Genomic DNA, 26,337 nt, shown 5'->3' on the forward strand with positions numbered 1-26,337 from the left:
GAGGGTAACTGCCTGGCCTGCGGGAACATCGTCTCGCACCATCGGGTTGGAGCAGATGTCGGCGTTCGGGACCCAGGAGGCAGCAACTTCTGTCTCCGCGAGAGCGGAGGTGAACCGGACGGTGTCGGCAGTTGGAATGAGCGGTCCCCGCTTGCGGGACTAAGCTGCGGAAGGACAGAGAGGGGAGCGTCCCCTCACTGCCTGACCGCTCTGAGGAGCGATTAACGATGTTCGAGAGGTTCACCGACCGCGCGCGGCGGGTTGTCGTCCTGGCTCAGGAAGAAGCCCGGATGCTCAACCACAACTACATCGGCACCGAGCACATCCTCCTGGGCCTGATCCACGAGGGTGAGGGTGTCGCCGCTAAGGCCCTGGAGAGCCTCGGGATTTCGCTCGAGGCGGTCCGCCAGCAGGTGGAGGAGATCATCGGGCAGGGGCAGCAGGCTCCGTCCGGCCACATCCCCTTCACCCCCCGTGCCAAGAAGGTCCTGGAGCTGTCGCTCCGCGAGGCCCTTCAGCTGGGCCACAACTACATCGGCACGGAGCACATCCTGCTCGGCCTGATCCGTGAGGGCGAGGGCGTCGCCGCCCAGGTCCTGGTCAAGCTGGGCGCTGATCTCAACCGGGTGCGGCAGCAGGTCATCCAACTGCTCTCCGGTTACCAGGGCAAGGAGACCGCCACCGCCGGCGGCCCCGCCGAGGGCACCCCCTCGACGTCCCTGGTCCTCGACCAGTTCGGCCGGAACCTCACCCAGGCCGCTCGTGAGTCCAAGCTCGACCCGGTCATCGGGCGCGAGAAGGAGATCGAGCGGGTCATGCAGGTGCTGTCCCGCCGCACCAAGAACAACCCGGTGCTGATCGGTGAGCCCGGCGTCGGCAAGACCGCCGTCGTGGAGGGCCTCGCCCAGGCCATCGTCAAGGGCGAGGTGCCCGAGACCCTCAAGGACAAGCACCTCTACACCCTCGACCTCGGCGCGCTGGTCGCCGGCTCCCGCTACCGCGGTGACTTCGAGGAGCGCCTGAAGAAGGTCCTCAAGGAGATCCGCACCCGCGGCGACATCATCCTGTTCATCGACGAGCTGCACACGCTCGTCGGTGCGGGTGCAGCCGAGGGCGCCATCGACGCCGCCTCGATCCTGAAGCCGATGCTGGCCCGCGGTGAGCTGCAGACCATCGGCGCCACCACGCTGGACGAGTACCGCAAGCACCTGGAGAAGGACGCGGCCCTGGAGCGCCGTTTCCAGCCCATCCAGGTCGCCGAGCCCTCGCTCCCGCACACCATCGAGATCCTCAAGGGTCTCCGCGACCGGTACGAGGCGCACCACCGCGTCTCCATCACGGACGAGGCCCTGGTGCAGGCGGCGACGCTCGCCGACCGGTACATCTCGGACCGCTTCCTGCCGGACAAGGCGATCGACCTGATCGACGAGGCCGGTTCCCGGATGCGCATCCGCCGGATGACCGCGCCGCCGGACCTCCGCGAGTTCGACGAGAAGATCGCCGGTGTCCGCCGGGACAAGGAGTCCGCGATCGACTCGCAGGACTTCGAGAAGGCCGCCTCCCTGCGCGACAAGGAGAAGCAGCTCCTGGCCGCCAAGGCCAAGCGGGAGAAGGAGTGGAAGGCCGGCGACATGGACGTCGTCGCCGAGGTCGACGGCGAGCTGATCGCCGAGGTCCTCGCGACCGCCACCGGCATCCCGGTCTTCAAGCTGACCGAGGAGGAGTCCTCGCGTCTGCTGCGCATGGAGGACGAGCTCCACAAGCGGGTCATCGGCCAGGTCGACGCCGTCAAGGCGCTGTCGAAGGCGATCCGTCGTACGCGCGCGGGCCTCAAGGACCCGAAGCGTCCCGGTGGTTCGTTCATCTTCGCCGGCCCGTCCGGTGTCGGTAAGACCGAGCTGTCCAAGGCGCTCGCCGAGTTCCTCTTCGGTGACGAGGACGCGCTGATCTCCCTCGACATGTCGGAGTTCAGCGAGAAGCACACGGTCTCCCGTCTCTTCGGGTCGCCCCCCGGTTACGTGGGCTACGAAGAGGGCGGCCAGCTGACCGAGAAGGTGCGCCGCAAGCCGTTCTCCGTCGTCCTCTTCGACGAGGTCGAGAAGGCCCACCCGGACATCTTCAACTCGCTGCTGCAGATCCTGGAGGACGGTCGCCTGACCGACTCCCAGGGCCGGGTCGTGGACTTCAAGAACACGGTCATCATCATGACGACCAACCTCGGCACCCGGGACATCTCCAAGGGCTTCAACCTGGGCTTCGCGGCCTCGGGCGACAAGAAGACCAACTACGAGCGCATGAAGAACAAGGTCTCGGACGAGCTGAAGCAGCACTTCCGGCCCGAGTTCCTCAACCGTGTCGACGACGTCGTCGTCTTCCCGCAGCTCACGCAGGAGGACATCCTGCGGATCGTCGACCTGATGATCGGCAAGGTCGACGAGCGCCTCAAGGACCGGGACATGGGCATCGAGCTCTCCCAGTCCGCCAAGGAGCTGCTGTCCAAGAAGGGGTACGACCCGGTGCTGGGTGCGCGTCCGCTGCGTCGCACCATCCAGCGCGAGGTGGAGGACACCCTCTCCGAGAAGATCCTCTTCGGCGAGCTGCGCCCCGGCCACATCGTGGTCGTGGACACCGAGGGCGAGGGCGAGGCGGCCATCTTCACCTTCCGGGGTGAGGAGAAGTCGGCGCTGCCGGACGTCCCGCCGATCGAGCAGGCGGCCGGCGGTGCGGGCCCGAACCTGAGCAAGGACGCGTAACCGCTGCGCTCGGCCTGAGCAAGCGAGAAGGGGCTGCCCCGGGACTTCGGTCCCGGGGCAGCCCCTTCGTCGTGCCCCTTCGTCGTGCCCCTTCGTCGTGCCCCTTCGTCGTGCCCCTTCGTCGTGCCCCTTCGTCGTGCCCCTTCGTCGTGCCCCTTCGTCGTGCCATGTCGTCATGTCCGGTTGTCGTCCGGGAAATGAGTGACGCGGACCTCGTAGTCGCCGTCACATTCGCGAGTTCTTTCCGGCCGGTATCGGTGACGTGCCGCACAGGTCATTTGTCCGGTACTAGGTGGAATAGTGGCGAGAGAATGGCAGGCAAAACGGACATTAGGGTCTTGGGGTGGGGGATTCGATTCATGCTGTGCAGGTAGGGAGCGTTTTGGGCGTGAATGTCAATGACGGTGGTGATTAGGGGAGATCTACGAGCTTCGGTCGTAGGTCACACGCTTGGGGGGTTTTGGGGCGTCGGGGTACCAAGGGGTGTCCCGTTCGGCGGCCGCAGGTGTGCGCCGGATGGGATGCGTGTCCGTCGAGGCACGTTCCCCTGTCTCCGTCCCCCGTGAGGTACTCCATGTCGCAGCGTGTTCGCACTCCCCGTTCCGGTATGTCCCAGCTCCGTGTCCGTGCCGCCGTGATGGCCGTGGGTGTGGGTGTCTCGGGTGTGCTGGGGGCTGGGGTCGCGGCCGCCGCCGGTGGTGCTCAGGCCGCGAGCGCCGGCACCGCCACCGTCCAGACCGCCGCCGCCAAGAAGGCGGCCTCCTGGGTCAGCCCCGTCAAGGGCTACAAGCTGAGCGCGCGCTTCGCGCAGGCCGGCAACATGTGGTCCGCGAAGCACAGCGGCCAGGACTTCGCCGTCAAGAGCGGTACGGCCGTCGCCGCCGCGCACGGCGGCACCGTCGTGAAGGCCGGTGGCAACGGTGCCGGTGACGGCCCGGCGTACGGCAACGCCGTCGTCATCAAGCACGGCAACGGCACGTTCTCGCAGTACGCCCACCTGTCGAAGGTCAGCGTGAAGGTCGGGCAGATCGTCAAGACCGGGCAGCGCATAGCCTTCTCCGGCAACACCGGTAACTCCAGCGGGCCGCACCTGCACTTCGAGATCCGTACGACCGCCAACTACGGCTCCGCCGTCGACCCCGTCGCCTTCCTGCGCGCCAAGGGTGTCACCGTCTGACGTCGTGGGTGAGTGTGCGGGTCAGCACGGGCCGTAGTCCTGGCCCGTGCCGCACGTCGGGGTGCCGGCGTAATGGTCGATGAAGAACACCATGAGCAGGAGCATCACGATCGTCACCGCCGCCGTGACGGCGAGGGCGACATGGTGGCGTCTGCGGATGAACTCAGCGCGCTCCTCGTCGGTCATGCGGGCGTAGTCCTCGGCGTTCACGGGGCCTCCTCGTGCGGGTGCTCGGGAGGTCCCCGAAGGCCCTGAGGGTTTACCCGGATACAAGGCTCTTCAAGAGCGTTGCTCAGGTTTTCATGGGTTTTGGGTGCCGGCGTGTGCCTGGGTCACCAGGTCGATGGCGACCTCCAGGACGGCCTTGCGCTTCTCCTCGGGGTCGCCTTCGACGTCCCGGAGGACGAACATGCCGGCGTGCATGGTGAACAGGGCGCTCGTGCAGCGGACCTGGTCGGTCAGGGCGGCGTCGGGTTCCTTGATGGTGTCGATCAGCCGGATCATGCGGTCCTTGAACGTCTCGCCGACGCTCAGCTCACGCACCGTCGCCTGGTTCTCCTGCATGAAGCGGAACAGGGGGGCCACGTCGGCCAGGGCCACGCTGTAGCGGCGCAGGATCTCGCGCTTGGTGTCGAGGGTGCGCGGCTGGGTGCCGGCCCATTCGATCAGCTCGTCGATCGGCCGCTGCAGATCCTGGAAGAGGCTGATGAGGATGTCTTCCTTGGTCTTGAAGTGGTAGTAGAGCGCCGCCTTCGTCACGTCGAGGCGTTCGGCGATCTCCCGCAGCGAGGTCTTCTCGTATCCCTGCTCGGCGAAGAGTTCGAGGGCGACGTCCTGGATGCGCTGACGGGTGTCGCCGCGGCGCTGCCGTTTCGCCGTCGGCGCGTGCGTCTCGTGGGTCATGTCCGTCGTCGCGCCCGTCGCGTCCGCTGTCGGGTCGCTCATCCTCGTACTCCTCGCCGTCACGGAATGCCTGCGCCGGTCAAGCCTCGGCCAAGCCACTCGAACTTACTTGACGCCCGGCTAGTTAGGGGCCTAGTTTCCCTCAGTGTAGACAACTAGCCGGTCGGCAAGTAAGTACTCGGTGGCTCCGGGGGGAGTGGAGGACCGCGATGGATGCGGAGACGAAGAACGACGTGAGCGGTGGCGCAGGCAAGGACGGGCCGCAGCCGCGCAGCGTGCGGGTGGTCCTGCTCGCGCTGATGATCGCCATGCTGCTGGCGATGCTCGACAACATGATCATCGGTACCGCGATGCCGACGATCGTGGGCGAGCTGGGGGGTCTGGAACATCTCTCCTGGGTCGTGACCGCCTACACGCTCGCGACCGCCGCCTCCACTCCGATCTGGGGCAAGCTCGGCGACCTCTACGGCCGCAAGCTCATCTTCATGACCTCGATCGTGATCTTCCTGATCGGCTCGGCCCTGAGCGGTATGGCCCAGGACATGAGCCAGCTGATCGCGTTCCGCGCGGTGCAGGGACTCGGCGCCGGCGGACTGATGGTCGGCGTCATGGCGATCATCGGCGACCTGATACCGCCGCGTGAGCGCGGCAAGTACCAGGGGATGATGGCCGGTGTCATGGCCCTGGCCATGATCGCGGGACCGCTGGTGGGCGGGTCCATCACCGACCACTGGGGCTGGCGCTGGTCCTTCTACATCAACCTGCCGCTCGGGGTCGTGGCGCTGGTCGCCATCAGCGCCGTACTGCATCTGCCGAAGCCGTCGCGGGACGGGCGGTCGGCGCGGGACATCGACTACCTGGGCGCCGCCCTGCTGACCGTCGGCATCACGGCGATCGTGCTGGTCACCACGTGGGGCGGGACCGAGTACGCCTGGGGGTCGGCCGTCGTCATGGAGCTGATCGCGCTGGGCGTGGCCTCCCTGGTCGGCTTCCTGTTCGTGCAGAAGCGGGTGGCGGAGCCGATGATCCCGCTGCACATCTTCCGCAGCCGGAACTTCACGCTGATGTCCCTGATCGGTTTCTTCACCGGCTTCGTGATGTTCGGCGCGGTGCTGTTCCTGCCGCTGTTCCAGCAGTCCGTGCAGGGCGCGTCCGCGACCAACTCCGGGCTGTTGCTGCTGCCGATGCTGGGCGCGATGCTCGCGGTGTCGATGGTGGCCGGACGGGTGACCACGGGAAGCGGCCGCTACAAGGTGTTCCCGGTCGTCGGGAGCGTCCTGATGATCGTGGGCCTGTTCCTGCTGGCCCAGATGGACACCGGTACGAGCCGGGTGACGTCCGGGGTGTTCATGGCGGTGCTGGGCGCCGGTATGGGATGCCTGATGCAGATCACCATGCTGGTCGCGCAGAACAGCGTCGAGATGAAGGACATGGGCGTCGCCTCCTCCACCACCACGCTGGCCCGGACGCTCGGGTCGTCCTTCGGGGTCGCGATCATGGGGGCGCTGTTCAACAGCCGGGTGCAGGATGTGATGGCCGAGCGGGCCGGGGCGCTGGGGTCCCAGGTGACCGAGCGGTCGGCGCAGCTGGACGCGGCGAGCCTGGCGAAGCTGCCGGTGGCCGCGCGGGAGGCGTACCAGTACGCGGTCGCTTCCGGGACGCACTCGGCGTTCCTGCTGGGGGCGGTCGTGTCCGTGGTGGCGTTGGCGGCCGCGGTGTTCGTGAAGGAGGTCCCGCTGCGCGGGGCCGGGGGGCCGTCCCCGGCCGGGTCCGCGGGTGAGGCCACGGCGAAGGAGGCGGCGGGGGTCTGATCGGGCCGTCCCCCCGGGTTCGCTTGAGAGCTCGGGGGGTTCGGTGCGTCGGCGGGTGCGGGTCCGGTGGGGGCTTCTCGCGCGGTTCCCCGCGCCCCTGAAAAGCCGGGGCTACGCCCCGTGCTTTTCAGGCCCTGCCAGGGCCTGGGCTGTCAGGGGCGCGGGGAACCGCGCGAGCAACCCCCACCCACCCGCAGCCGAAGGAAGAACGCGCCCCCGGCTGAAGAGCGCGCCCTGGCTGAAGAACGCGCCCCGGCTCAGCCCGCCCCGTCGTGCGACATCGGCAGCATCGGATAGCTGCCCGTGTTCGTGGGGGCGTGTTCCGGGAGCCACAGGACCGCGACCGCGCCCTCGGCCGGGACGTCCTCCGGGGATCCGGGCGGGCGGACGTTGCGGAAGGTGAGGCGGGCGCCGAGAACGCGGGCCTGCCCGGCGGCGATGGTGAGCCCGAGGCCGTGCCCCTGGCCCGCGCGGTCGGAGGCGCCGGTGCGGAAACGGCGCGGGCCGTCCGCGAGCAGGTCCTCGGGGAAGCCGGGCCCATGGTCGCGGACACGGATGACCCGGCCCTCGACGGACACCTCGATCGGCGGCCTGCCGTGCTTCGCCGCGTTCGCCAGGAGGTTCAGCAGGACCCGTTCGAGGCGGCGGGGGTCCGTCGTCACCTCCGACTCGTGCACGACCCGCACCCGCACCTCCGCGTCCTTCGCCGCCACCCGCCGGGCCACGAACTCCCCCAGCATGATGTCCTGCAGCTCGGCCCGCTCGGAGGCCCCGTCGAGGCGGGCCACCTCCAGGACGTCCTCGACGAGGGTGCGCATCGCCTGCGCCCGGTCGCGGACCAGCTCGGAGGGGCGGCCCGGCGGCAGCAGTTCCGCGGCCGTGAGCAGACCGGTCACCGGCGTGCGCAGCTCGTGCGCGATGTCCGCCGTCACCCGTCGCTCCGCCTCGATGCGCTGCCGGAGGGTATCGGCCATGGCGTCCACGGCCCTCGCCAGCTCGGCCGTCTCGTCGCGCACGACACCGCCGATCGCGTCCCGCACCCGTACGTCCGACTCGCCCTTGGCCACCTGGTGCGCGGCGGCGGCCGCCTTGCGCAGCCGGCGGGACATCTGACCGCCGATGAGCACCCCGAGGGCCGAGCCGCCGAAGACGACCGCGATCGAACCGATGAGCAGCGCCTGGTCGAGGTCACGCATCACCGCGGAGCTGTGATCGGTGAAGTCGGTGTGCAGGGAGAGGACACGCTTGTCCTTCAGCGGAACGGCCGCCCAGATGTCGGGCACACCGTTCCGGCCCTCGGTCACATAGGTGGCGCGGCGGCCCTCCGCGACCTTGGCCAGCAGGTCCTTGGGGAGGTCCGGGTCGTCGAGCCTCACCCCGAAGGCGCCGGACTTCAGCGGGCGGCCCGACTCGTACATCCGCTGGGCGACCTGGATGCGCTCGTCGGCGAGGTCGCGCGAGTTGTCGAGCATCGACACCCGCGCCGCGTTGTGCACGACCAGGCTCAGCGCGATCGCCACCAGCGCCCCGACCAGCGCGATCGCCGCGCTCAGCTGCCATCGCAGACCGGTGCGGATGCCCGAGGCGAGCCCCGCGCCGGGCCGGCGGCCGGCGGCGACCGCCTGCTCGGGCTCCCGCCCTCCTCGTGTCCCCCTCGTGTTCATGTCGCCCCGCCCCGCTCAGGCCTTGAGCTTGTAGCCGAAGCCGCGGACCGTCTCGATGCGGTCCTGGCCGATCTTCGTGCGGAGCCGCTGGACGTGGACGTCGACGACCCGGGTGTCGCCGCCCCAGCCGTAGTCCCACACGCGTTCGAGCAGCTTGTCGCGGGAGAGGACCGTGCCGGGGGCCGACGAGAACTCCAGCAGGAGCCGCATCTCGGTCGGCGTCAGCGCCACCGGCGCCCCGGACTTCAGGACCTCCATGCCCTCGGTGTCGATGACCAGTTCACCGAAGGTGAGCACCCCGCCGGTGCTCGCGGCCCCGGCCTCCTCGGCCTTGGCGTCACCGCCGCTCGCGTGCCCGAAGCGGCGCAGCACCGCACGGATCCGGGCGACCAGGACGGCACCGTCGAACGGCTTGGTCACGTAGTCGTCGGCGCCCGCCTCCAGGCCCAGCACCACGTCGATGGAGTCGGCGCGCGCCGAGAGCATGATCACCGGCACGGTCGACTCGTCACGGATGCGGCGGCACAGGGAGACCCCGTCCAGGCCCGGCACCATGACGTCCAGCAGCGCGATGTCGGGCCGGTCCGCGCGGAACGCCTCCAGCCCCGACAGCCCGTCGGGCATGGCCGTGACCGCGAAGCCGTCGCGCTCCAGTGCGAGCTGGGTGGCCTCGCGGATCACGTCGTCGTCCTCGACGAACAGGACATGGGTCTGCTCTGCCATCCGGTGATCTCGCTCGCTCTCGGTCGGGGTGGGACAAAACCGGTCGGGTCGTTCGTGCTCGGCACCGGTCCCCGGCGCCGGTGTCAGCTCGGCTCGGGGGTCGCCGTCTCCGCGCCGCCCACCGCGCTGCTGTACTCGGTGCGCGTGCTGGAGCGCTGTACGAAGCCGTCCTTGATCCAGCGGTAGGTCGTGACCTCCTCGCTGGACGGGTAGGACGACGGGTCGCCATTCTCGTACAGCTGCCGGGTGACCATGAGGTCTCCCCGGTCGATCTCCGCGTAGACGGGCGGCTGTTCGGAGAGGAACACGCTCCGGTACGTCCCCTTCTCCGAGCGGTACACGTACGACGCCACCCCGACGGCGTCCGCGCAGGTCATCACATTGACCACGAGGTCGTCGCCGGAGCCCCCGGTCAGGTTCCCGTACGTCACGTCCACCGGGTACTCGTCGGCCACGCACGGCTTCAGATCGCTCTTGACGGTCCGGCTGACCTCCGGGTCCGCGCGGACCATGCGGACGACCTCGTCGACACTCGGGTGATCACCGTCGCTGTCGCTGTCGACCGACGCGGACAGGGACGGCGAGGCCGCGCCCGCCGCGAGGGAGTCGTTGTCGGCCGGTCCCTCGTCCCGGGCACCGGTGCCGCCCGTGCCGCAGGCGGAGACGGAAAGGCCGAGGGCGGCGAGCACGGCCACCGCCGTGATCACCGCCTTCGAAGCCTGCCGGACCCCTGGTCCCGGGCCGGCCGCTGTACTCAGGCCGCGCAACGCTCCTGCTCCTCGCTCGCTTCGAACGCGCGGGCGGCACGCTCGTCGATGTCACGCGACTCCAGCTCCTCGCGGAGCCGGGCCAGCGCACGGTGGAGCGTGCTCTTGACGGTGCCGGCCGACATGCCGAGGGCGGCGGCCGTCTCCTCCGTGGACATCTGCTCCCAGTGTCGCAGCACCACGACACTGCGCTGCTTGGGTGCCAGCACCTTCAGGATGTCCATGAGGAGGGCGCGGTCCGCGTGCTGCTCGGTGGAGTCCTCGATGCGCGCGTCCGGCAGCTGCTCGGTCGGGACCTCCTCCAGCTTCCGGGCCCGCCACCACTCCGTCCGCGTGTTGATCATGACCCGGCGCAGATAGGCGTCCGCCAGACGCTTGTCCGCGATGCCCTCCCAGCGGCCGTACGTCCGCGCCAGCGCGGTCTGCAGCAGGTCCTGGGCGTCGACCGGGTCAGGCACGAGCCGACGGGCGCTGCGCAGCAGCGCGTCCTGCCGGGTACGGACGTACTCCTCGAATTCGAGCACCTCGCCGTGCGCCATGATCAACCGCCTCCGCTCCCCGTTTCCGGCTCCGCGCTGTCGCGCGGCGCCGGGTGTCCGCCGCTTCGTCTCGCTGGTGCGATCCGCTCGTGCCGCCTGGCCCGCCGGTTCGTTTCGCGGGTTCCTGCGGTACGCCAATGAAGCTACGGAGGGGTTGTCACGAGGACGTCCGAACCAGCCTGCGGTGAACGCTCGGCTGTCCGTCGGTTGTGTAACAGAAGGAGGAACGGGGTAAAGCGCTCCACGCTTTGGGGCGGTGATGTGCTGATTCGCCCCGCCCGGCCGCGACGCGGTGCGTGTCGCGGTCGAGCCCCGGCCGTGCGTGGCCCGTGACGTACGGACGGCCGGCCGTCAGGTGCGGGCCGGCCGTCAGGTGAGGGGGAGCCGGTAGAGGCCGCCCGGCAGAGGCTCCACCAGACCGTCGGAGACCAGCCCGTCGAGAGCGCGGGCGCGCTGCACCGGCTCGTCCCACACCCGGTCGAGGACCGCCTGCGGTACGGGCGCGATCGCGTCCCGCAGGACGGCGAGGAGCTTGCCGCGGACCTGCCGGTCGGTACCGGCGTACGTCTGACCGCGCCGCGCCGGGCCCTCGTGCGCGGGCTTCCCGGCCAGCCGCCACGCGCACTGCCCGGCGATGGGGCAACGCCCGCACGTCTCGTTCTTCGCCGTGCACACCAGTGCGCCCAGCTCCATCGACGCGGCCGCCCAGCGGGACGCCGTACCGTCGTCCTCGGGCAGCAGGGCGCGGGCCAGCTTCCGTTCGGCGGCCGTGGTCGCGTTCGGCGGGTACTGCGTGCCGCTGACCGCGCGGGCGAAGACCCGCCGCACGTTCGTGTCGAGTACGGCGTGCCGCTGGCCGTAGGCGAAGGACGCCACCGCCGCGGCCGTGTACTCGCCGATCCCCGGCAGCGCGAGCAGTTGCGCGTGGTCCCGCGGTACGTCCCCGCCGTGCCGTTCCGTTATGGCCACCGCGGCGCCGTGCAGCCGCAGGGCGCGGCGCGGGTATCCGAGCCGGCCCCAGGCGCGTACCGCCTCGCCCGGCGGCTCCTTCGCGAGGTCCGCGGGGCGCGGCCAGCGCGCCAGCCACTGCTCGTAGACGGGCAGTACGCGGTTGACCGGCGTCTGCTGGAGCATGAACTCGCTGACCATCACTCCCCAGGGCCCGGCCTCCGGGCGCCGCCAGGGCAGGTCACGGGCGTGCGTCTCGAACCAGGCGATCACCGGGGTGTGCAGTGTGGTGGGCGCGGGGGTGGGGGTTGCGGTGGCTGGGCTGCTCTGGGGCTTCGTGGGTGCAGTCATGGCACGGTCGATCCTGCCATGCGGGTTCTGGTGGCGGCGGCTTCTGGTGGGGGGTGTCTGGGCTTCGTCGACGGGTGCGGGTCCGGTGGGGCTTCTCGTGCAGTCCCCCGCGTCCCTGAAAAGCAGGGGCTGCGCGTACCCCCGAGCCCCGACGCGCCCGGCTCACCCACCGGCCCGCCACCCCAGCTCCGGCCCCAGCTTCGTCGCGACGTCCGTCAGGATCTGAACGTAGTCCTCGTGCGCGAAGGTGAACGGCAGTGCGAACGCGACCTCGTCGACCTCCCGGAAGGCGACGTGGGCGCGCAGCCGCGCGGCGATCTCCGCGGACGTGCCCACCAGGTCCGGCGCGAACAGCATCCGCCCCGGCCCCTGCGGCGCGGCGGTCCGGGGCAGCCGCTTCGCCGCGTACGCCTCGTACTTGGCGCGCTGCTCCGGCGTCGCCGAGTCGGTGGGGATGACGACGAGCCCCTGCGACACCCGGGCCGCCTCCCCGTCGGGGTGGTGCGCCCGGAACTCCCGGATGTGGGAGAGCTGGACGGCGGCGAAGTCCACCGCCCCGGCCGTCTCCCCCTCGGCCTTCACCACGCTGCTGGTCAGGAAGTTCATCCCGTTCTCGCCGGCCCACCGCGCCGACCGGAGGCTGCCGCCGCCGTACCACATACGGCTGCCCAGCCCGGGGGACTGCGGCTGCACCCGGTCGGAGAAGACCTCGAACCCCTCGGTGCCGCTGAACTCGCCGGCCTTCTCGCCCCGGACGAACCCGAGGAGCCGCCGGACCCGTTCGAAGCCGAAGTCCTCCGCGTCGGCGGTGTCCGGGTAGAGCGCCGCCTTGACGCTGTCGTAGTGCATCGGGGGGCCGACGCTGACGCCCGGGTTGAGCCGGCCGCCGGAGAGCAGGTCGACCGTGGCCAGGTCCTCGGCGAGCCGCAGCGGGTTCTCCCAGCCCAACGGGATGACGGCGGTACCCAGTTCGATACGGCTCGTGCGCTGCGAGGCCGCCGCCAGGACGGCGACGGGGGAGGAGATGCCGTACTGAAGATGACGGTGGCGGAGCCACGCGCTGTCGAAGCCGAGCCGCTCACCCAACTCGATGACCTCCAGCGTCGACTCGTGGCCCCGGCGCGGATCGGTCTCGTCGAACAGCCCGATGGTCAGAAACCCCAGCCTCCGCAACGGCCTCGACGCCGACGTGGTGACGCCGTTCTCCACGGATCCGTCCATCGTCCTCTCCCAGCACTTCGGCGCACTTGGCGGTTCTGGGGAGATTGTGGCAGCCGGGGATGGCGGGACGGTGAACGCAGTTGTGGGGCCCGGAAGTTCACGCTGCCGACGAGACGCCGACCCGGTCACGGAGGGTGTCCGTACGGGCCTTGTGATCACGTAACGCGATCATGTGGCGCTCCGTCGGTGCCGCGCGGGGAACGACCGGGATGATGATCCGGAAAAGTTGAGGTTTCGGGCGGCGGGTGGGGCCGGTGAAGGGCTCGATCTCTCGTACAGTTTGCGCCGTGGGATCTCTGCGCAATCCGATCGGGCCGCTTCCCTCCACCATCTACTGGCGACGGAGGGCCATTCTGCTGACCGCCGTCGGTCTGCTGGCGATCCTGGTCGTCTGGATCGTCACCGGCGGTGGCGGGGGCGGCGGGAACAACGCGGGGGAGCCCGACGGCAAGAACCCCGTCACCTCGATCACCCCCGGGCCGTCGGATTCCGGTCCCGCGATCAGTGAAGCGCCGGGCGGGCGGGACGAGTCGGGCGACGAGTCGAGCACGGGCGGCGACGGTTCCGGCTCCGGCTCCGGCTCCGGTTCGGGTTCTGGTTCTGGTTCCGGCTCCGGGGGGTCCGGCGACGGGTCCGGTGCCGCGGGCGGGGGCACGTCGGACGACGGCGGCAAGAACGGGAGCAGTTCCGGGGAGCAGGTCGAGGCGGGGTCGAGTCTGCCCAACTGCACCGCCGGAGCGGTGAAGTTGACCGTGCGCAGTGTGCGCAACGCCTACGCGCCCGGGGTGAACCCCACGTTCGAGCTGATCGCGCGCAACTCCTCCGGCGGTGACTGCAAGCTCGATCTCGGGCCGGACAACACGGTGGTGACGATCACCGCGGCCGACGGCGACGACGCGTTCTGGGCGTCCGACGACTGCCACGAGACCGCGGGCAGCCTGTTGTTCCGGGTGCCGGCCGGGGACCGGGTCACCTACACCGTGGAGTGGAACCGCGACCCCAGCGCGCCCAACTGCGCGACGCCGTCGGCGGGTTCGGCCGCCGCCGGGACGTACCTCGTGGAGGCGAAGGCTCCGGGGCTGGCCACCGCCCGGGCGTCGTTCGTGCTGGACAAGGACTGACGGACAGGGCCGGGCGCCCCCCTCGGGGCGCCCCCGGGGCGTACCGTCAGCCGCACCGCCACCACTGCGGCTGCCGCCACCGCTGCCCGGCGTACTAGACGTACCGCTCCAGGATCGACGACTCCGCCAGGCGTGACAGGCCCTCGCGGACGCTGCGGGCTCGGGCCTCGCCCACTCCGTCGACCGTCTGGAGGTCGTCGACGCTGGCGGCCAGGAGCTTCTGGAGACCGCCGAAGTGCTCCACGAGACGGTCGATGATGGCGCCGGGCAGACGGGGCACCTTGGCCAGGAGGCGGTAGCCGCGCGGGGAGACCGCGGAGTCCATGCCTTCCGGGGAGCCGGTGTAGCCGAGGGCGCGGGCGACGGTGGGCAGTTCGAGGAGCTCCGCGTGGGCGAGGGCGTCGAGTTCGCGCAGGGCCTCGTCGACCGTGCGGGAGCGCTTGGCCGTCGGCTCGGGGACGTAGTCCCGGACGACCAGTTCGCGCTCCGGCTCGACACCCGCGATCAGTTCGTCGAGCTGGAGGGCCAGGAGACGGCCGTCGGTGCCCAGTTCGACCACGTATTCGGCGATTTCGGTGGCGATGCGGCGGACCATCTCCAGCCGCTGGGCGACCGCCGACACGTCCCGGACCGTGACCAGGTCCTCGATCTCCAGTGCGGAGAGCGTGCCCGCCACCTCGTCCAGGCGGAGCTTGTACCGCTCCAGCGTCGCCAGGGCCTGGTTCGCGCGGGACAGGATCGCCGCCGAGTCCTCCAGGACCCGCCGGTGGCCGTCGACGTACAGCGCGATCAGGCGCATCGACTGGGAGACCGAGACGACCGGGAAGCCGACCTGCTTGCTCACGCGGTCGGCCGTGCGGTGCCGGGTGCCGGTCTCCTCGGTGGGGATCGTCGGGTCGGGGACCAGCTGCACGCCCGCCCGGAGGATCTTGGAGAGGTCCGAGGAGAGCACGATGCCGCCGTCGAGCTTGCACAGCTCTCGCAGACGGGTGGCCGTGAACTCGACATCCAGGACGAAACCGCCGGTGCACATCGGCTCGACGGTCTTGTCGAAGCCGAGCACGATGAGCCCGCCGGTGTTGCCGCGGAGGATCCGCTCCAGCCCGTCGCGCAGGGCCGTACCTGGTGCCACAGCGCTCAGCGAGGCGCGCATCAGGCCATCGGCACCGGAGCTCCCGCCGGACTTTCCGGGAGCTGCTGCCCGGTCGTTGGCTGCCACTGCACTCCTCCGGTCGCGGGTTGGGGGCGCTCCCGTTTCGCACTCGTGGTTCGTACGGACGGGCGAGACCTGGGCAAAGTCTACCGGCGGTCCTCCTCGTCCCGTGGGGCCTCTCGCCGACGGGATCGCGGCAGTACCCGCAGCGCGTCTCCCATGTCGGCCACTTCCAGGACCTTCATACCGGGAGGAACCTTGCCCGGGTCGGACGGAACGAGCGCGTGCGTGAACCCCAGACGGTGCGCTTCGGACAGCCGGCGCTGGACGCCCGTGACCCGTCTGACCTCGCCCGCGAGGCCCACCTCACCGATCGCCACGAGGTTCTTTGGAAGGGGGGTGTCGGTCGCCGCGGAGGCCAGGGCCAGGGCGATCGCGAGGTCCGCGGCGGGTTCCGAGAGCTTCACGCCGCCGACCGTCGCCGAGTAGATGTCCCGCTTGCCGAGGGCGCTGATCCGGCCGCGCTGCTCCAGGACCGCGAGCATCATCGAGACCCGGGAGGTCTCCAGGCCGGACGTCGTACGGCGGGGGGAGGGGAGCTGCGAGTCGACTGTGAGCGACTGCACTTCCGCGACCAGCGGGCGGCGGCCCTCCAGGGTGACGGTCAGGCAGGTGCCGGGGACGGGTTCGTCGCGGCGGGTGAGGAAGAGGCCGCTGGGGTCCGTGAGGCCGGTGATGCCCTCGTCGTGCAGCTCGAAGCAGCCGACCTCGTCCGTGGCGCCGTAGCGGTTCTTGACGCCGCGGACCAGGCGCAGACGCGCGTGCCGGTCGCCCTCGAAGTGCAGGACCACGTCGACGAGGTGCTCCAGGAGGCGGGGTCCCGCGATGGCCCCGTCCTTGGTGACATGGCCCACGAGGAGCGTCGACATGCCGCGCTCCTTGGACGCGCGGATCAGGGCGCCGGCGACCTCGCGGACCTGGGCCATGCCGCCGGGAGCGCCGTCGATCTCGGGGGAGGCGACGGTCTGGACCGAGTCGAGGATCAGTAGGGACGGCTTCACCGCGTCCAAGTGACCCAGCACGGCGGAGAGGTCGGTCTCGGCGGCGAGGTAGAGGTGGTCGTGCAGGGCGTCGATCCGGTCGGCCCGCAGGCGGACCTGACTGGCGGACTCCTCGCCCGTGACGTAGAGGGTCGGGTGCTCGGCGTCGGCTGCCTTGGCGGCGACGTCGAGCAGGAGGGTGGACTTGCCGACGCCCGGCTCGCCCGCGAGGAGGACCACGGCGCCGGGTACCAGGCCGCCGCCGAGGACCCGGTCCAGCTCCGGGACCCCGGTGGTGCGGGCGGTGGCCTGGCGGCCGTCGACCTGGCCGATGGGCACGGCGGAGGTGGTGACCCGGCCGGGGGCCGTCGTACGGACGGCGGGCGTGCCGTACTCGTCGACCGTGCCCCACGCCTGGCATTCGGGGCAGCGGCCGAGCCACTTGGCCGTCTGCCAGCCGCACTCCGTGCAGCGGTAGGACGGCCGGTCCTTCGCGGTTTTCGTACGGGCAGCCATGCACGAACCGTAACGGAGGGCACTGACACCCGTGGCGTGCTGGGCGGGTTGGGCCGGGGGCCGGGGGCTTCGAGGTGCCGGCCCCGGCCGTGGGCGCCCGCCCGTGGGGGCGCGCGTGTGGGGCGGCCGCGGGCGGGGTGTGGTTGCTCGCGCCGTTCCCCGCGCCCCGGGCGCGCGCCCTCCTGCGGCTCGGGAACGTGCCCTATCGGCGGGGGCCGATCGTCAGGCCGGCAGGGCGGTACGGGACGTACGCGGCGCCGTCGAGACCGAGGGCGAGTGCGGCGGTCTGGAGGGCGCCCGAGGTCGCGGAGGCGCCCCAGCGGCCGGAGTCGAGGCGGGACTCCAGGGCGTGCAGGGCGGCGACGGTCTCGGCGGTGCTGAAGGCGCAGTGTCCCTGGCGTGCGACGTAGGCCTGGCGCAGCAGGGCGGCGTCGCCGGAGGCGCGCACGCGGGCGGCGAAGCGGGATTCCTGTTCGACGGGGACCAGGTCGTCGGCGACGGTGTGGACGTCCAGGAGCGGGACCGCGAGGCCCTGGCCTGCGGAGGAGGTGCGTTCGCCGGCCGCGACGGCGGACGGGTCGGCGGTGATACCGGTGTGGGAGGTCAGGTTCCGCAGATCGGCGCGCAGGTCGAGGCCGGCCTTCCGGTACAGGGCCTTGACCAGGGGCGCGTGCTGGGAGGCCGCGAGCACGCGTGCGTAGTCGACGCCCTTGTTCCCGGAGTTGTTGCCTCCGAGGGCCTTCTCCAGGTGGTAGCGGGCGGGTTCGACGCGGTTGAGGACGCCCCGCGCGAGCCACTCGTACTGCTGGGCCTGCTGCGCCTCCCAGTCGCCGGCGGCGGGGCGGTCCTTGCCGGGCGCCCAGGCGGGCAGGTTGAGGTACGCGGCGGCGAGGGCGATACGGGCGCGGCCCTCGGGGGTCCGCTGCGCGGCGACGACGGCGTCGGTGAGCTGCCGGCCGGTCGTGGCGCCCTCGGCCTCGGAGGCGAAGTCCACCAGCTTCACCGGAGTGTCCGGGAGCAGCAGCCGGGCGATCGTGTACTCGGCGTCGAGCTGGTAGGTGTGCAGGTCGTTGGCGCCGGCCACGAGCCCGCAGAGGCCGAGGGCGCCGTCGATGCCGCCGGCGCCGGAGCGGGCGAGCCGGGCGTTGACCAGGCCGCCCATGGACTGCCCGACGGAGAGCGTGCGGGTGGGTTCGCCGATCCTCTCGGTGACCGCCGCGACGGTGGCGACCTGGTCGCGCTCGGCGCTCTCCAGGGCCCAGAGGGTCTCGCTCACGTCGTAGGAGGAGCCGGTGAGCGCGTAGCCCTCTTCGAGGAGCCGCAGGCGTACCGCCTCGCTGGGGGCGTTCTGGGGCACGGTGACGCCGAAGCCGTGGCTGAACACGACCAACGTGCCGTTCCAGTTCTCCGGCACGTCCGCGATCCAGGCGGCGCCGTCCGGGAGGGTGCCGGTGAGGCGTTCGGCGGCGGGCACGGCGGCACGGGGAGCGGCCGTCGAGACGGAGGTGCTGGTCAGCGCGAGGACGACGGCGGCGGCCAGGGCGGTGACCGCGCGTGCGGCGGGTGTGAGGGGCGTGCGGCGGGTGCGTGCGGTCATGAGAGTGGGGCTCCTGACTCGGCGTACCTGAAAGTAACTTGGACTCCCGGGAAAGTAGGCGTACCAATTGTCGCCGTCAACAAAGTGCACAGCGTTGGCGGGATGTCGCCGGAACCCGGGCTTCCTGTCCCCTTATGAGGGATCGTTTCACCCGTACGGAGTAAAAGTGCTGAAGGGGGGAGAAGGGGCTGCTTCCGGGCGCCTACCGTCCATGAATGATGAGCATCAGTCCGGAAACCTCGACCCGCACCACCGGCGCGCACCGCATGTACGGCGAGGCGCGTGATCGGGCGGCCGCGCGGGCGGTGGCGCAGCGCACGCCGGCGCACTACGAGCCGTACCTGGACGGCCTGTTCACCTACTGCATGTCCGTGCTGTGCGACCACGACGCCGCGACCGCCGCCCTGGCGGACGTCCTCGCGCTCGCCGAGCGCCGCCGCGGCCCGGACGACGCCGACGGCCGCCGGGCCCGGCTGTACGCGCTGGCCCGGTGGGCCTGTCTGCGCGGGCTCACCGAGGTCCGGCAGAAACGGCCGGGCACGCACGCCTCCGGACGCCCGCCCGCACACGGCGGCGGGACCGCGCACCCGCGCGTCCCGCAGACCGCCGCCGGGTCCTCCGCCCTCTCCGAGGACGAGGAGCGGCGGCGCCGGCGTGAACTGGCCCGGCTCGCCTGGCCGGAGGCCGCCGGCACCACGCCCGAACAGCGCGAGGCACTGGAGTTGGCCGTGCGGCACCAGCTCACCGCGCCCGAGGTCGCCGACGTGCTCGGGATGGAGCCGGCCGCCGCGCGGGAGTTGCTCGCCTCCGCCGCCTGCGAGGTGGAGCGCACCAGGGCGGCCCTGGCCGTCGTGGAGAGCGGTGCCTGCCCGGGCGTCTCCCGCCTCGCCGGTGATCAGCCCTTCGTCCTGAGCGCCGCCCTGCGCCGCGAACTCGTCCGGCACGTCGACGACTGTCCCGTCTGCCGTCGCGCCGCCGAGCGCGCCGTCCCCGGCCACTGGCCCGGCACCAGCGTCACACCCGCCGCGCTGCCCGTGCTCGAAGCGCCGCGCGCGGCCCTCGGTCCCGCGACGACGCACCTCACGCGCGCGCGTCGCGGCGCCCCGCGCTTCGACCGGCGCGGCTTCCCCATGGACCCGAGGGACCGGGCGGCCCGCCGGGACCGGCTGCGCGCGCGTGCCGTCACGACGACCGTCGTGGCCACCGTGGTCGCCGCGCCCGTCTTCGCCCTCTGGGCCGCCTACCGGGGCGCCCCCCTCATCGGCGAGGGCGCCGACGGCCGTTCCGTCAGCGCGGGCGAGGAACAGGGCGACGCCGACGGCACCCTCGGCGCCGGCGGCGGCGACGCCTACGAGAACGCCGGCAACGCACGGACCAGGCCCGGCGCCCGCCCCGGGAAAGGAGCCGCGGACGACGTGTCCGTGGAGGTCACCCAGGGGAAGGGGCGGGGCGCGCTCTCCGTCACCGCCGCGAACGACGGCGACACCACCCTCGTCACCCTCAAGGCGACCGGTGACTCACCCGTGCGCTGGTCCGCCCGCACCGGCGCCGACTGGCTCTACCTCAGCCGCTCCTCGGGCACCCTGGAACCCGGCGCGTCCACGACGATCAAGGTGTACGTCGACCAGCTGAGCGAGCCCGCCGGGTACTGGACGGCGGAGGTGTCGCTCGCCCCGTCGGGAGCCGTGGTGACGATCGAGGGCTACGGTCCGCTGCCGACGCCCCCCGTCGACACCCGGCCGACGCCACCGGACCCGGACCCGGGCCCGCCGAAGCCCACGGCCCCGCCCCCGGCACCCGACCCGGACCCCACACCCACCGGTCCGACCCAGCCCGACCCGACCCCGGCACCCACCGACCAGACCCCCACGGAGCCACCCGGCCCGACCGCACCACCGAACGACGGCGGAGGCGACCCTCCGCCGGCCTCGTAGGGAGTACGGGGAGGGGGCTTGCGGGGCTGGGGGCTCGGCGCACACGGCCGGCCCGCCGGGGGTGCGGCCCGCTCAGCGGATGCCGCTGACGGCGCGACCGGCCCGGCCGATCCGCCCGCGTGCGGCGGAGCCGGCACACGGCGACCCGTACGAGCCGCCGTGCCGGCTCCGAAATGGTGGGCCCGCCTCCGGTCGGTGCCGCGCCGGTCCCGTCCGCTCGCCGTCCGCTCGCCGGCGGCGGTGGTGTGCGCGGCTGCGGCTGCGGCTACGCCCGCGGTGCGACCGGCGGCGCGGGCTCCGTCCGGCCCGGCCGGCTCCGGCTACGGTCCCGCCGGTTCCGTCGGGTCCGCCGGATGCGGTGCCACCAGCGGCAGGCGGGACGCCAGCCGCTGCTCGCACAGCTCGACCAGGCGGTCGTAGCCCGCCTTGCCCATCAGCTCGACCAGCTCGGGCCGGTAGGACACGTACACCGGGTCGCCCGCACCGTGCGCCGAGGTCGCCGACGTGCACCACCAGTGCAGGTCGTGACCGCCCGGACCCCAGCCGCGGCGGTCGTACTCGCCGATCGACACCTGCAGCACCCGCGTGTCGTCGGGCCGGTCGATCCAGTCGTACGTACGCCGGATCGGCAGCTGCCAGCAGACGTCCGGCTTGGTCTCCAGCGGCTCGCGGCCCTCCCGGAGCGCCAGGATGTGCAGCGAGCAGCCCGCGCCCCCGGCGAAACCCGGGCGGTTCTGGAAGATGCACGACCCCTTGTACGGGCGGGTCTGGCGGTCGCCGTCCTCGTCCTTGGAGACCCAGCCGGTCTCGGTGCCCACGTCGTGGAACTGCCAGATCTCCGGAGTGAGCCTCGCCACATGTCCGGCGACGCGCTTCTCGTCGTCCTCGTCCGAGAAGTGGGCGCCCAGGCTGCAGCACCCGTCGGCGGCCCGGCCCGCCTGGATGCCCTGGCAGCCGCTGCCGAAGACACAGTTCCAGCGCGAGGTCAGCCAGGTCAGATCGCAGCGGAAGACCTGCTCGTCGTCCGCCGGATCAGGGAACTCCACCCACGCGCGCGCGAAATCGAGTCCCTTCTCGTCCGGCACCGCGGGCTCCGCCGAGCCCTTCGCCGACTTCGCCGGTTTGGTCGCCGCCCTCGCCCGCGAAGAGCCGCCGGTCGCGGCCGCCTGCGCTGCCGACTTGTCGGCCTTTGCCTTTTTCGTCTTTGGCACCCGTCCAGGGTACGGCGCCGGAGACCGCATCGAGGACCTCGCACGGCCCGGCTGGCAGTAGCGTTCCGCCCATGAGACTCGGTGTCCTCGACGTGGGATCGAACACGGTGCATCTGCTGGTGGTGGACGCACACCCGGGCGCGCGCCCCCTGCCCGCGCACTCGTACAAGGTGGAGCTGCGCCTTGCCCAACTGCTCGACGAGGCCGGGGCCATAGGTCCCGAAGGGGTCGAGAAACTCATCGACGTCATCCACGAGGCGCTCCAGGCCGCCGAGGACAAGGGCGTGGAGGAACTGCTCCCGTTCGCCACCTCCGCCGTGCGCGAGGCCAGCAACGCCGACGAGGTCCTCGCCCGGGTCCAGGACGAGACCGGCGTCGAACTGCAGGTCCTCACCGGCGCCGAGGAGGCCCGGCTGACCTTCCTCGCCGTCCGCCGCTGGTTCGGCTGGTCGGCCGGCAAGCTCCTCGTCCTCGACATCGGCGGCGGCTCCCTGGAGATCGCGTACGGCATAGACGAGGAGCCCGATGCCGCCGCCTCGCTGCCTCTCGGCGCGGGCCGCCTCACCGCAGGCTGGCTGCCCAGCGACCCGGCCACCCCGGACGACGTCCGGGCGCTGCGCCGCCATGTCCGGGCCCAGATAGCCCGCACGGTCGGGGAGTTCAGCCGCTTCGGCGCGCCCGACCACGTGGTCGCCACCTCCAAGACCTTCAAGCAGCTCGCCCGTATCGGCGGCGCGGCCCGCTCCGCCGAGGGCCTCTACGTCCAGCGCGACCTCAAGCGCGGCTCCCTGGAGTCCTGGGTCCCCAAACTCGCCGGCATGACCACGGCCCAGCGCGCCGCACTCCCGGGCGTCTCCGAGGGCCGCGCCAACCAGCTCCTCGCGGGCGCGCTGGTGGCCGAGGCCGCGATGGACCTCTTCGAGGTGGAGACGCTGGAGATCTGCCCCTGGGCACTACGGGAAGGCGTGATCCTGCGGCGCCTGGACCACATGGGGACGGCGTAGGGCGTAGGACATGGGGCGTCGAGCACGGGGGCGCTGTCGGCTGCGGGTGCGTGGGGGCTTGTCGCGCGGTTGCCCGCGCCCCTTGAGGGCCTACGGCCCTTTCGGGACGAAAAGGCGGGGGCGCGCAGCCCCGCTTTCTCAGGGGCGTGGGGAACCGCGCGAGAGGCCCCACGCGCCCGCACCCGGCCACGCGCCCGCCCACACACCCCGCACCCCGACGGCACGGGCGAGCCGCCCTCGTCCCCGGCCGACCTCCCGCCCCCCGCCGCACCCGACCCGCCCCACCCCGTAGGCTGTGCCGCGTGGCAGAACCCGTACGGATCCCGGATGCGAAGGTCGCCCTGTCCACGGCCTCCGTATACCCGGAGTCGACGGCCACGGCCTTCGAGATCGCCGCGCGCCTGGGCTACGACGGCGTGGAGGTCATGGTCTGGACCGACCCGGTCAGCCAGGACCTGGAGGCCCTGCGCCGCCTCTCCGACTACCACCAGATCCCCATCCTCGCCGTTCACGCCCCCTGCCTGCTGATCACCCAGCGGGTGTGGTCCACCGACCCGTGGGTCAAGCTCCAGCGCGCCCAGGCCGCCGCCGAGAAGCTCGGCGCGAGCACGGTCGTCGTCCACCCGCCGTTCCGCTGGCAGCGTCAGTACGCGCGTGACTTCGTCACCGGGATCTGGCGGATGGCGAACGAGACGGACGTCCGGTTCGCCGTCGAGAACATGTACCCCTGGCGCTACCGCGACCGCGAGATGCTCGCGTACGCCCCCGACTGGGACGTGACGAAGGACGACTACCGGCACTTCACGATCGACCTCAGCCACTCCGCGACCTCCCGCACCGACGCCCTGGAGATGGTCGACCGCATGGGCGACCGCCTCGGCCATGTGCACATGGCCGACGGCAGGGGATCGGCCAAGGACGAGCACCTCGTCCCGGGCCGCGGCAGCCAGCCCTGCGCCGAGCTGCTGGAACGTCTCGCCCGCAGCGGTTTCGACGGCCACGTCGTGATCGAGGTCAACACCCGCCGTGCCATGTCCGCCGCCGAGCGCGAGGCCGACCTGGCGGAGGCCCTCGCCTTCACCCGGCTGCACCTCGCCTCCGCCGTGCGGGTCCCGCGACCGTGACCTCGGCCACCCCCCGCCGCCGGGGCCGGCCCTCCCGCACGGAGTCGGCCGACACGCCCGCGGCGCGCGACCGTATCCTCGCCGCCGCCCGGGAGGAGTTCTCCGAACGCGGCTTCGACAAGACGTCCGTACGCGGCATCGCCAAGGCCGCGGGCGTGGACTCGGCGCTCGTGCACCACTACTTCGGCACGAAGGAGCAGGTGTTCGAGGCGTCCATCGAGGTGGCCTTCGGGCCTCTGCTGAGCGCACCCGGCTCGATCGCCGAGGGCCCCCTCGACGGTGTCGGCGAGCGGCTGGCCCGCTTCTTCTTCGGGGTCTGGGAGAACCCGAAGACCCGCGCCGCGCTGCTCGCGATCGTCCGCTCCGCCGTGAACAACGAGGTCGCGGCCACCGTCTTCCGCCGTCTCGTCTCGGCGCAGCTGCTGCGCCGCGTCGCCGCCCAGGTCGACGGCCCGGACGCGGAACTGCGCGCCGAGCTGGCCGCCGCCCAGCTGGTGGGCATCGCCATGCTCCGCTACGTGATCAAGGTGGAGCCGCTGGCGTCGGCGGACCCGGAGCAGATCATCAGACGGGTCGCCCCGGTGGTGCAGGCCCACCTCACCGCACCCGTCTAGGCGTCGTCCGGACACACGGGGAACCGCCCCGGCGGGCCCCTGGACACACCGCCGGCCCGCACCGCCCCGCAGTCGAACACCGAGACGGCCGTCCCACTTCCCGGACAACGTGTCCAACCCTTGGCGCAACGGGCGTACGCTCGATGCAGTCAGAAGTCTCTGATCGCAGTCTCTGAAGGAGCGAGCGCGATGCCCGAGCTGAGGTCCCGCACAGTCACCCACGGCCGCAACATGGCGGGCGCCCGCGCCCTTATGCGCGCCTCCGGTGTACCGGGCGCGGACATCGGCCGCAAGCCGATCATCGCGGTCGCCAACAGCTTCACCGAGTTCGTGCCGGGCCACACCCACCTCCAGCCGGTGGGCCGCATCGTCAGCGAGGCGATCCGCGAGGCCGGCGGCATCCCGCGCGAGTTCAACACGATCGCCGTCGACGACGGCATCGCGATGGGCCACGGCGGCATGCTGTACAGCCTCCCCTCCCGCGACCTGATCGCGGACAGCGTGGAGTACATGGTCGAGGCCCACTGCGCCGACGCCCTGATCTGCATCTCCAACTGCGACAAGATCACCCCGGGCATGCTGAACGCCGCCCTGCGGCTCAACATCCCGACCGTCTTCGTCTCCGGCGGCCCGATGGAGTCCGGCCGGGCCACCCTCGTCGACGGCACGGTCCGCACGCTCGACCTGGTCGACGCGATCTCCGACGCGGTCAACGACAAGATCTCGGACGAGGACATCCTCCGTATCGAGGAGAACGCCTGTCCGACCTGCGGCTCGTGTTCCGGCATGTTCACCGCCAACTCGATGAACTGCCTGACCGAGGCCATCGGCCTCTCCCTCCCCGGCAACGGCTCGGTCCTGGCGACCCACACGGCCCGCAAGCAGCTGTACATCGACGCGGCCCACACCGTCATGGACATCACCCGCCGCTACTACGAGCAGGACGACGAGACGGTCCTGCCGCGCGCCATCGCCTCGTTCGCGGCCTTCGAGAACGCCATGGCCCTCGACATCGCCATGGGCGGCTCCACCAACACGATCCTGCACCTGCTGGCCGCCGCGCAGGAGGCGGGCGTCCCCTTCGGCCTCGACGAGATCAACGCGGTCTCGCTCCGCGTGCCGTGCCTGGCCAAGGTCGCGCCGAACGTCGCCAAGGACCGCACGTACTACATGGAGGACGTGCACCGCGCCGGCGGCATCCCGGCCCTGCTGGGCGAGCTGCACCGCGCGGGCCTGCTCAACGAGGACGTGAACTCCGTCCACAGCCCCTCCCTCGCCGACTGGCTGAAGACCTGGGACGTGCGCGGCGGCTCCCCGTCCCCGAAGGCCGTCGAGCTGTGGCACGCGGCCCCCGGCTGCGTCCGCTCCGCCGAGGCGTTCTCCACCTCCGAGCGCTGGGACACCCTGGACGAGGACGCCGAGGGCGGCTGCATCCGCTCCGCCGAACACGCCTACTCCAAGGACGGCGGCCTCGCGGTCCTCAAGGGCAACCTCGCGGTCGACGGCTGCGTGGTGAAGACGGCCGGCGTCGACGAGTCGATCTGGACGTTCGAAGGCCCGGCGGTCGTCTGCGAGTCGCAGGAGGATGCCGTCCAGAAGATCCTGCTGAAGGAGATCAAGGAGGGCGACGTCGTCGTCATCCGCTACGAGGGCCCCAAGGGCGGCCCCGGCATGCAGGAGATGCTCTACCCGACCTCGTACCTGAAGGGCCGGGGCCTGGGCAAGACCTGCGCGCTGATCACCGACGGCCGCTTCTCCGGCGGCACCTCCGGCCTCTCCATCGGCCACGCCTCGCCCGAGGCGGCCGCCGGCGGCACGATCGCCCTCGTCGAGGACGGCGACCGCATCCGCATCGACATCCCGAACCGTTCGATCGAACTGCTCGTCGATGATGCCGAACTGGCCCGCCGCGAGCAGGCCCTGGGCGGCGTCTACGCCCCGAAGAACCGGGAGCGCAAGGTGTCGGCCGCGCTGCGCGCCTACGCCGCGATGGCCACCAGCGCCGACAAGGGCGCGGTGCGGGACGTCAGCAAGCTGGGCTGAGGGACACGGCGCCGAGGCGCAGACCCGTCGTGTCGAGGGCCGTCCCCCTACGGGACGGCCCTCGGCCGTGGGGCCGCCCGGCCGGCCGTGAAGTCGCCCGCCCCGCCGTGACCCCCGGGGGAG

The 26,337-nt window shown here is 71.7% G+C and carries 21 protein-coding genes; 9 read left to right on the top strand and 12 right to left on the bottom strand.

Translation table 11 applies throughout. The features are described from left to right. Window positions 1-227: 227 nt before the first annotated feature. On the top strand, window positions 228-2,753 hold the full coding sequence (locus ACZ6BB_RS33900; protein WP_471618944.1) for an ATP-dependent Clp protease ATP-binding subunit: 2,526 nt from the start codon (window positions 228-230) through the stop codon (window positions 2,751-2,753). A gap of 574 nt (window positions 2,754-3,327) precedes the next feature. After that, window positions 3,328-3,930 carry a M23 family metallopeptidase gene (locus ACZ6BB_RS33905; RefSeq protein WP_471618945.1) on the top strand — a complete coding sequence of 201 codons (603 nt, stop codon included), beginning with the start codon at window positions 3,328-3,330 and terminating at the stop codon, window positions 3,928-3,930. Between the two features lie 21 nt (window positions 3,931-3,951). On the opposite strand, the gene ACZ6BB_RS33910 is transcribed toward ACZ6BB_RS33905, so the two are convergent. Both ACZ6BB_RS33910 and ACZ6BB_RS33915 read right to left on the bottom strand, forming a co-directional pair. After that, a complete protein-coding gene (locus tag ACZ6BB_RS33910) occupies window positions 3,952-4,140 on the bottom strand; it encodes a hypothetical protein (protein WP_471618946.1) in 189 nt (62 codons plus the stop codon). A gap of 90 nt (window positions 4,141-4,230) precedes the next feature. Then, entirely contained in the window at window positions 4,231-4,875 is a 645-nt protein-coding gene (locus ACZ6BB_RS33915) for a TetR/AcrR family transcriptional regulator (protein WP_471618947.1), read from the bottom strand. Between the two features lie 167 nt (window positions 4,876-5,042). On the opposite strand from ACZ6BB_RS33915, the gene ACZ6BB_RS33920 reads away from it, so the two are divergent. Then, complete coding sequence (locus tag ACZ6BB_RS33920) at window positions 5,043-6,644, top strand: MDR family MFS transporter (RefSeq protein WP_471618948.1); 1,602 nt, start codon at window positions 5,043-5,045, stop codon at window positions 6,642-6,644. A 257-nt stretch (window positions 6,645-6,901) separates the two neighbouring features. Here the strand turns inward: ACZ6BB_RS33920 and cseC are convergent, their stop codons facing one another. The 6 genes from cseC to ACZ6BB_RS33950 all read right to left on the bottom strand — a co-directional run bounded on the left by cseC (window position 6,902) and on the right by ACZ6BB_RS33950 (window position 12,857). Further along, window positions 6,902-8,308, bottom strand: coding sequence for a two-component system sensor histidine kinase CseC (gene cseC / locus ACZ6BB_RS33925; RefSeq protein WP_471618949.1), 1,407 nt, complete (start codon window positions 8,306-8,308; stop codon window positions 6,902-6,904). Window positions 8,309-8,323: 15 nt separating this feature from the next. Beyond that, window positions 8,324-9,031: a two-component system response regulator CseB gene (cseB, locus tag ACZ6BB_RS33930; protein WP_471618950.1), complete on the bottom strand. Its 708-nt coding sequence runs from the start codon at window positions 9,029-9,031 to the stop codon at window positions 8,324-8,326. A gap of 83 nt (window positions 9,032-9,114) precedes the next feature. Then, a complete protein-coding gene (locus ACZ6BB_RS33935; protein ID WP_471618951.1) occupies window positions 9,115-9,798 on the bottom strand; it encodes a hypothetical protein in 684 nt (227 codons plus the stop codon). Next, window positions 9,786-10,337 (bottom strand): SigE family RNA polymerase sigma factor, encoded by a 552-nt coding sequence (locus ACZ6BB_RS33940; protein WP_013001644.1) that lies wholly within the window; start codon window positions 10,335-10,337, stop codon window positions 9,786-9,788. The genes ACZ6BB_RS33935 and ACZ6BB_RS33940 overlap by 13 nt, the downstream gene beginning before the upstream one ends. Window positions 10,338-10,706: 369 nt before the next feature. Continuing rightward, window positions 10,707-11,636: an HhH-GPD family protein gene (locus ACZ6BB_RS33945; protein ID WP_471618952.1), complete on the bottom strand. Its 930-nt coding sequence runs from the start codon at window positions 11,634-11,636 to the stop codon at window positions 10,707-10,709. Between the two features lie 162 nt (window positions 11,637-11,798). After that, complete coding sequence (locus tag ACZ6BB_RS33950) at window positions 11,799-12,857, bottom strand: LLM class flavin-dependent oxidoreductase (protein ID WP_471618953.1); 1,059 nt, start codon at window positions 12,855-12,857, stop codon at window positions 11,799-11,801. Window positions 12,858-13,144: 287 nt separating this feature from the next. Here ACZ6BB_RS33950 and ACZ6BB_RS33955 point away from each other — a divergent pair, with 287 nt between their 5' ends. Then, window positions 13,145-13,978 carry a hypothetical protein gene (locus tag ACZ6BB_RS33955; RefSeq protein WP_471618954.1) on the top strand — a complete coding sequence of 278 codons (834 nt, stop codon included), beginning with the start codon at window positions 13,145-13,147 and terminating at the stop codon, window positions 13,976-13,978. A 94-nt stretch (window positions 13,979-14,072) separates the two neighbouring features. On the opposite strand, the gene disA is transcribed toward ACZ6BB_RS33955, so the two are convergent. The 3 genes from disA to ACZ6BB_RS33970 all read right to left on the bottom strand — a co-directional run bounded on the left by disA (window position 14,073) and on the right by ACZ6BB_RS33970 (window position 18,284). Beyond that, entirely contained in the window at window positions 14,073-15,197 is a 1,125-nt protein-coding gene (gene disA, locus ACZ6BB_RS33960; RefSeq protein ID WP_046919581.1) for a DNA integrity scanning diadenylate cyclase DisA, read from the bottom strand. A gap of 80 nt (window positions 15,198-15,277) precedes the next feature. Then, a complete protein-coding gene (radA, locus tag ACZ6BB_RS33965) occupies window positions 15,278-16,687 on the bottom strand; it encodes a DNA repair protein RadA (RefSeq protein WP_471618955.1) in 1,410 nt (469 codons plus the stop codon). A 202-nt stretch (window positions 16,688-16,889) separates the two neighbouring features. After that, window positions 16,890-18,284 (bottom strand): alpha/beta hydrolase, encoded by a 1,395-nt coding sequence (locus ACZ6BB_RS33970; RefSeq protein WP_471618956.1) that lies wholly within the window; start codon window positions 18,282-18,284, stop codon window positions 16,890-16,892. 215 nt (window positions 18,285-18,499) lie between these two features. Between ACZ6BB_RS33970 and ACZ6BB_RS33975 the strand changes: the two genes are divergently transcribed. Then, window positions 18,500-20,218, top strand: coding sequence for a BACON domain-containing protein (locus tag ACZ6BB_RS33975; RefSeq protein WP_471618957.1), 1,719 nt, complete (start codon window positions 18,500-18,502; stop codon window positions 20,216-20,218). 320 nt (window positions 20,219-20,538) lie between these two features. On the opposite strand, the gene ACZ6BB_RS33980 is transcribed toward ACZ6BB_RS33975, so the two are convergent. Continuing rightward, window positions 20,539-21,429 carry a DUF3109 family protein gene (locus tag ACZ6BB_RS33980; protein WP_471618958.1) on the bottom strand — a complete coding sequence of 297 codons (891 nt, stop codon included), beginning with the start codon at window positions 21,427-21,429 and terminating at the stop codon, window positions 20,539-20,541. Between the two features lie 71 nt (window positions 21,430-21,500). Between ACZ6BB_RS33980 and ACZ6BB_RS33985 the strand changes: the two genes are divergently transcribed. From ACZ6BB_RS33985 to ilvD, 4 genes are all read left to right on the top strand, one after another. Further along, a complete protein-coding gene (locus ACZ6BB_RS33985) occupies window positions 21,501-22,433 on the top strand; it encodes a Ppx/GppA family phosphatase (RefSeq protein WP_471618959.1) in 933 nt (310 codons plus the stop codon). A gap of 302 nt (window positions 22,434-22,735) precedes the next feature. Beyond that, the gene (locus ACZ6BB_RS33990; protein ID WP_471618960.1) at window positions 22,736-23,557 is read left to right on the top strand and encodes a sugar phosphate isomerase/epimerase family protein; all 822 of its coding nucleotides are present in this window, start codon (window positions 22,736-22,738) and stop codon (window positions 23,555-23,557) included. After that, window positions 23,554-24,171, top strand: a complete 618-nt coding sequence (locus ACZ6BB_RS33995) for a TetR/AcrR family transcriptional regulator (protein ID WP_471618961.1) — start codon at window positions 23,554-23,556, stop codon at window positions 24,169-24,171. The genes ACZ6BB_RS33990 and ACZ6BB_RS33995 overlap by 4 nt, the downstream gene beginning before the upstream one ends. 189 nt (window positions 24,172-24,360) lie before the next feature. Continuing rightward, complete coding sequence (ilvD, locus tag ACZ6BB_RS34000; RefSeq protein WP_471618962.1) at window positions 24,361-26,214, top strand: dihydroxy-acid dehydratase; 1,854 nt, start codon at window positions 24,361-24,363, stop codon at window positions 26,212-26,214. Window positions 26,215-26,337: the final 123 nt, after the last annotated feature.

The sequence above is a fragment of the Streptomyces sp. NPDC041108 genome (assembly GCF_055592645.1).

Bases quoted from the DNA above. Each gene is read 5' to 3' on its own strand.
- ACZ6BB_RS33900 (WP_471618944.1), top strand. From the start codon at position 228: ATGTTCGAGAGGTTCACCGACCGCGCGCGGCGGGTTGTCGTCCTGGCT.
- ACZ6BB_RS33905 (WP_471618945.1), top strand. From the start codon at position 3,328: ATGTCGCAGCGTGTTCGCACTCCCCGTTCCGGTATGTCCCAGCTCCGT.
- ACZ6BB_RS33915 (WP_471618947.1), bottom strand. From the start codon at position 4,875: ATGAGCGACCCGACAGCGGACGCGACGGGCGCGACGACGGACATGACC.
- ACZ6BB_RS33920 (WP_471618948.1), top strand. From the start codon at position 5,043: ATGGATGCGGAGACGAAGAACGACGTGAGCGGTGGCGCAGGCAAGGAC.
- cseC (WP_471618949.1), bottom strand. From the start codon at position 8,308: ATGAACACGAGGGGGACACGAGGAGGGCGGGAGCCCGAGCAGGCGGTC.
- cseB (WP_471618950.1), bottom strand. From the start codon at position 9,031: ATGGCAGAGCAGACCCATGTCCTGTTCGTCGAGGACGACGACGTGATC.
- ACZ6BB_RS33940 (WP_013001644.1), bottom strand. From the start codon at position 10,337: ATGGCGCACGGCGAGGTGCTCGAATTCGAGGAGTACGTCCGTACCCGG.
- ACZ6BB_RS33945 (WP_471618952.1), bottom strand. From the start codon at position 11,636: ATGACTGCACCCACGAAGCCCCAGAGCAGCCCAGCCACCGCAACCCCC.
- ACZ6BB_RS33950 (WP_471618953.1), bottom strand. From the start codon at position 12,857: ATGGACGGATCCGTGGAGAACGGCGTCACCACGTCGGCGTCGAGGCCG.
- radA (WP_471618955.1), bottom strand. From the start codon at position 16,687: ATGGCTGCCCGTACGAAAACCGCGAAGGACCGGCCGTCCTACCGCTGC.
- ACZ6BB_RS33970 (WP_471618956.1), bottom strand. From the start codon at position 18,284: ATGACCGCACGCACCCGCCGCACGCCCCTCACACCCGCCGCACGCGCG.
- ACZ6BB_RS33975 (WP_471618957.1), top strand. From the start codon at position 18,500: ATGATGAGCATCAGTCCGGAAACCTCGACCCGCACCACCGGCGCGCAC.
- ACZ6BB_RS33985 (WP_471618959.1), top strand. From the start codon at position 21,501: ATGAGACTCGGTGTCCTCGACGTGGGATCGAACACGGTGCATCTGCTG.
- ilvD (WP_471618962.1), top strand. From the start codon at position 24,361: ATGCCCGAGCTGAGGTCCCGCACAGTCACCCACGGCCGCAACATGGCG.